5 protein-coding genes and 1 tRNA gene are annotated in these 4784 nt (G+C 62.0%); 3 read left to right on the top strand and 3 right to left on the bottom strand.

The window, feature by feature from the left end; translation table 11 throughout:
* A partial coding sequence (locus HP546_RS25990) for an ABC transporter permease subunit (protein ID WP_172231417.1) occupies positions 1-280 on the top strand: 280 nt, incomplete at its 5' end.
* A gap of 130 nt (positions 281-410) precedes the next feature.
* Here HP546_RS25990 and HP546_RS25985 read toward each other — a convergent pair.
* The 3 genes from HP546_RS25985 to HP546_RS25975 all read right to left on the bottom strand — a co-directional run bounded on the left by HP546_RS25985 (position 411) and on the right by HP546_RS25975 (position 2735).
* Entirely contained in the window at positions 411-1298 is an 888-nt protein-coding gene (locus tag HP546_RS25985; RefSeq protein ID WP_172231414.1) for a bestrophin family ion channel, read from the bottom strand.
* A 249-nt stretch (positions 1299-1547) separates the two neighbouring features.
* The gene (locus HP546_RS25980; protein ID WP_172231423.1) at positions 1548-2201 is read right to left on the bottom strand and encodes a serine protease; all 654 of its coding nucleotides are present in this window, start codon (positions 2199-2201) and stop codon (positions 1548-1550) included.
* A gap of 449 nt (positions 2202-2650) precedes the next feature.
* Positions 2651-2735 (bottom strand) — tRNA-Leu (locus tag HP546_RS25975).
* Positions 2736-2840: 105 nt separating this feature from the next.
* On the opposite strand from HP546_RS25975, the gene queA reads away from it, so the two are divergent.
* Both queA and tgt read left to right on the top strand, forming a co-directional pair.
* On the top strand, positions 2841-3890 hold the full coding sequence (queA, locus tag HP546_RS25970; protein ID WP_172231411.1) for a tRNA preQ1(34) S-adenosylmethionine ribosyltransferase-isomerase QueA: 1050 nt from the start codon (positions 2841-2843) through the stop codon (positions 3888-3890).
* 14 nt (positions 3891-3904) lie between these two features.
* Positions 3905-4784 (top strand): tRNA guanosine(34) transglycosylase Tgt (tgt, locus tag HP546_RS25965; RefSeq protein WP_172231420.1); only part of this gene is annotated, 880 nt, incomplete at its 3' end.

The raw sequence follows: 4784 nt of genomic DNA, 5'->3' as shown, positions 1-4784 counted from the left end.
CTTGCAGGGTGGTGGCCAGGTCGCGGCGTTCTGCTATGGCACCTTACCCAATCTCTGGCCGCAGTTGCTGGCCTACAGCCTGTACCGCTGGGAGAACAACATCCGCATGGCCAGTGTGCTGGGGTTGGTCGGGGCGGGCGGGTTGGGGCAGATGCTGTACACCACCCTGAGCCTGTTCCAGGAGGCCCAGGCCAGCACGGTGATCCTGGGCATGCTGGTGCTGGTGTTGCTGGTGGATGTGCTCAGTGATGTGCTGCGCCAGCGGTATGTGCGCGCCTGACCGATAGCCGGGGCCGCGTTGCGGCCCATCGCCGGCAAGCCAGCTCCCACAGGTATTGCGCAAGTCTTCGGGTTTTTACGCTCCCTTGTGGGAGCTGGCTTGCCGGCGATAGGGCCCTTGAGGTCATGCGCTAGGCCAGCTCCCCACACTGCGCCTCCCGCTGCATCGATTCCAGATTGCGCTCGATCGTCTCGCAAATGGTGTCCATCTGGATCTGGTGCTCACTGAACCTGAACGGGCTCTGCAAATCCGTGCCAATCCGCTCGATGGCCAGCAGCATGAACCCCACCACGGTCGAAGCCAGCGGCGTAAACCAGCCCAGCGACTCCACCAGCCCGACCGGCACGATCAGGCAGAACAGGGTGATGAACAACCGCGGAAAATACACATAAGGGTAGGGTAGCGGCGTATTGGCGATGCGCTCCATGCCGCCCTGCGCATTGGACAGGTCCACCAGGGTCGATTCCAGCCGCGCCAGGCGAATGCTGTCCAGGCGCCCGGCCTGGTATTCCCGTGCCAGCAGGGCCGCCGAGCCCCCAAGAATGTCATTGGCAAAGTTGTTCGAACGGTTGCGCCGCTCGAATTCTGCCGGCGGGATGAAGGCCATCAGTTCATCCGGGCAGCGCTCGCCTTTAAGGTGCGCGGCGAGGCAGTTCACATAGGCGATATGCCTGCGCAGCAACGTGGCCTTCACCGGGTTGAGCCCATCGTCGCGGTCATCGATCAGTGTCAGCGTCTGTCGCGCAAAGCTGCGCGAACTGTTCACCAGCGCGCCCCACAACGTGCGCGCCTCCCACCAGCGGTTGTAGGCACTGCTGTTGCGGAAACTCACCAGCACCACCAGCGCCGAGCCCAGCAGGGTCAGCGGAATCAGCGGCAGGGTGAACTTGCTGTTGAAGAACAGCATGAAGTCGATGGTGACCAGCACATCCCAGATCAGCAGCCAGAACAGCGACCAGCCGATGTAACCGATGGTCTTCACGACCAGGCGGTACTTGCGGGCGATGATGTCTTTCACGCGGGGTACCTCGGAACGCGGGGGATGCAGGATCGGACGTCGAGGGACTGGCATGGTTCGGTGCTGTTCGTCAGGGTGGTGTTACAGAAGTGTTCAGCAACAGGGCTGGGCCCCTGTAGGAGCGGATTCACCGCGAAGGGGCCGCTAGCCTTGCGTCATGATCAGCATTTCGTCCGCGAATTTTGCGGCCCGACGCTCGACCAGCTCCTGGTCAATGGCGAAGCCAGGAACATGCGGGCCAGCGCCAATTCAGGGTTTTGGTTTGGCAACCACCGCCACATACCCCTTGATAGCCACAGGAGCAGCGGGCTTGGCTTTTTGCGCCAGCTGAAACTGGTAACGCCGCCATTCCTTGTCTATTTCGCTGAACGACATGAACACGCTGATGCGTGCCTTGCCGATGAGGTCGGGGCGCTTGCTGGCGTCGATCTCGCCTCTGGGGATGATCGCAATGTTGATCCCCACCACCGTGCCATCGTCGGCGAACACCGGCCCGCCGGACATGCCTTTGACCACAGGCCCGTCGTGCACCGAGTAGAAGACACTGCCTGGCGTCCCTTCAAGGCGCACCAGCGACGGCAGTGCATGGCCCTTGCCCTGTACCGGCATCATCAGGCTGTTGAAGCCGACCGCCGTTACCCCCTCACCAGGCACATACTGGCGCCACAGCGGGACCTTGGCTGCCTTGTGCTTGAAGAACACCACATCGCCCAGGCCTTCATGGACAACGTGGCGCAGGAAGGGGGTATGTTTGGCGGTTACTGCATAATCCTCGTTCCACTGGATGGCGCTGGCCATCAGCAACATTGGCAGCGGCGGGCCAGATGTCACCAGAAAGGCCTGGCTGTAGACGGGATCTGAAAGGTACGACGTTGGCACTCCATTGCACCCACTAAGCAGCATCATTGCTGCCACACAGGGCGCGATTGTTTTCATGGGTCACACAGGGTGGATAAAAGGGAGCGCAACTATGGCCAAGTGCTATTACGCTATCAATGCTTTCGGAATATATCCGACGAATGAAAGCTTAAGTGTTAATCCCGGTGATGGCCAATAGAGTGCAGATATGCGTGAAGTGCCCGGAGTCATTGGGGCGGCGTCAAGCTGCCGGACTCTGGCGCCTGCGGGGACTTAACTGGATTTGCTTACGCTTGCGGCTTCGGGGCATGTCATGAGAAATCCGATTGAAAACGCTGACCCGGACGGCTACCAGCTGCGCTTTTCTGAACACCTCGGCATGAAGCGTGCCTGAGCCCAGAACATAGATGGGCATAAGCCCGGCGAGCTCACGCGCGCTTGCAAAAAATGCAGACGAAAAAAAACCGACCATAAGGTCGGTTTTTTCCGGATCTTGGTGCCCCGAGGGAGACTCGAACTCCCACTCCTTTCGAAAACGGATTTTGAATCCGCCGCGTCTACCAATTCCGCCATCAGGGCGTGGCGCGCAGTATAGAGAGACGCCGCTGGTCGGTCAATCGGCTTTCATGGTCAATTTTCGCGCATTGGGCTAAACTTCCCGGCCCTGCCGAACCGAACATCATCATGCGCGTCGCCGATTTTTCCTTCGAACTCCCCGATTCCCTGATCGCTCGCCACCCACTGGCCGAGCGCCATGGCAGCCGTCTGCTGGTCCTCGATGGGCCGAGCGGCGCGCTGGCCCATCAGCAATTTCCCGATCTGCTCGACCACCTGCGCCCCGGCGACCTGATGGTGTTCAACAACACCCGGGTGATCCCGGCGCGGTTGTTTGGCCAGAAGGCCTCCGGCGGCAAGCTGGAAGTGCTGGTCGAGCGCGTGCTCGACAGCCACCGGGTGCTGGCCCATGTGCGTGCCAGCAAGGCGCCCAAGGAGGGTGCGGTCATTCTCATCGATGGCGGTGGCGAGGCCGAGATGGTCGCGCGCCATGACACGCTGTTCGAGTTGCGCTTCACCGAAGAGGTGCTGCCATTGCTCGACCGCGTCGGCCATATGCCACTGCCGCCCTACATCGACCGCCCCGATGAGGGCGCCGACCGCGAGCGCTACCAGACCGTGTACGCCGAGCGTGCCGGGGCGGTCGCAGCGCCCACTGCGGGCCTGCACTTTGACGAAGCCTTGCTGGAAAAAATTGCCGCAAAGGGCGTCGAGCGGGCCTTTGTCACCCTGCACGTGGGCGCGGGTACCTTCCAGCCAGTGCGGGTCGACAAGATCGAAGACCACCACATGCATAAAGAGTGGCTCGAAGTGGGCCAGGATGTGGTCGACGCCATCGAGGCCTGCCGTGCCCGTGGCGGCCGCGTGATCGCGGTCGGTACCACCAGCGTGCGGTCGCTGGAAAGCGCAGCGCGCGATGGCGTGCTCAAGGCCTTCAGCGGCGACACCGACATCTTCATCTACCCAGGCCGCCCGTTCCATGTAGTCGACGCCCTGGTCACCAACTTCCACCTGCCGGAGTCCACGCTGCTGATGCTGGTCTCGGCCTTCGCCGGCTACCCCGAGACCATGGCCGCCTACGCGGCGGCGGTCGAGCACGGGTACCGCTTCTTCAGTTACGGTGATGCCATGTTCATCACCCGCAATCCGGCGCCACGCGGGCCCGAGGATCAAGCATGAGTCGCACCTGTCGAATGTCCTTCGAACTGCTGGCCACCGACGGCAAGGCCCGTCGTGGTCGCATCACCTTCCCACGCGGCACCGTGGAAACCCCGGCGTTCATGCCGGTGGGTACCTATGGCACGGTCAAGGGCATGCTGCCGCGCGACATCGAGGCCATCGGCGCCGAGATGATCCTGGGCAACACCTTCCACCTGTGGCTGCGCCCGGGCACAGAGGTGATCAAGAAGCACAACGGCCTGCACGACTTCATGCAGTGGAAAGGCCCGATCCTCACCGATTCCGGCGGTTTCCAGGTGTTCAGCCTGGGCGCTATGCGCAAGATCAAGGAAGAGGGCGTGACCTTCGCCTCGCCGGTCGATGGCTCGAAAGTGTTCATGGGCCCGGAAGAGTCGATGCAGGTGCAGCGCGACCTGGGCTCGGACGTGGTGATGATCTTCGACGAATGCACTCCGTACCCGGCCGAGCACGACGTGGCGCGTACCTCCATGGAGCTATCGCTGCGCTGGGCCCAGCGCTCGAAGAACGCCCACGCCGACAACACCGCGGCGCTGTTCGGCATCGTCCAGGGCGGCATGTACCAGGACCTGCGCATGCGCTCGCTGGAAGGCCTGGAAAACATTGGCTTCGACGGCCTGGCCATCGGCGGCCTGTCGGTGGGCGAACCCAAGCACGAAATGATCAAGGTGCTGGATTACCTGCCGGGCCAGATGCCTGCTGACAAACCTCGTTACCTTATGGGGGTAGGCAAACCGGAAGATCTCGTTGAGGGTGTGCGCCGCGGCGTCGACATGTTCGACTGCGTGATGCCTACGCGCAACGCGCGCAACGGCCATCTGTTCGTCGATACAGGGGTGATCAAGATCCGCAACGCGTTCCATCGCCATGATGAAT

This window comes from Pseudomonas sp. CM25, from assembly GCF_013179705.1.
GTDB lineage: Bacteria > Pseudomonadota > Gammaproteobacteria > Pseudomonadales > Pseudomonadaceae > Aquipseudomonas.
This window is presented reverse-complemented; position numbering and strand designations above follow the sequence as displayed.

Coding starts and splice junctions, on each gene's coding strand:
- HP546_RS25980 (WP_172231423.1), bottom strand. CDS start 2,201: ATGCTGCTTAGTGGGTGCAATGGAGTGCCAACGTCGTACCTTTCAGAT.
- queA (WP_172231411.1), top strand. CDS start 2,841: ATGCGCGTCGCCGATTTTTCCTTCGAACTCCCCGATTCCCTGATCGCT.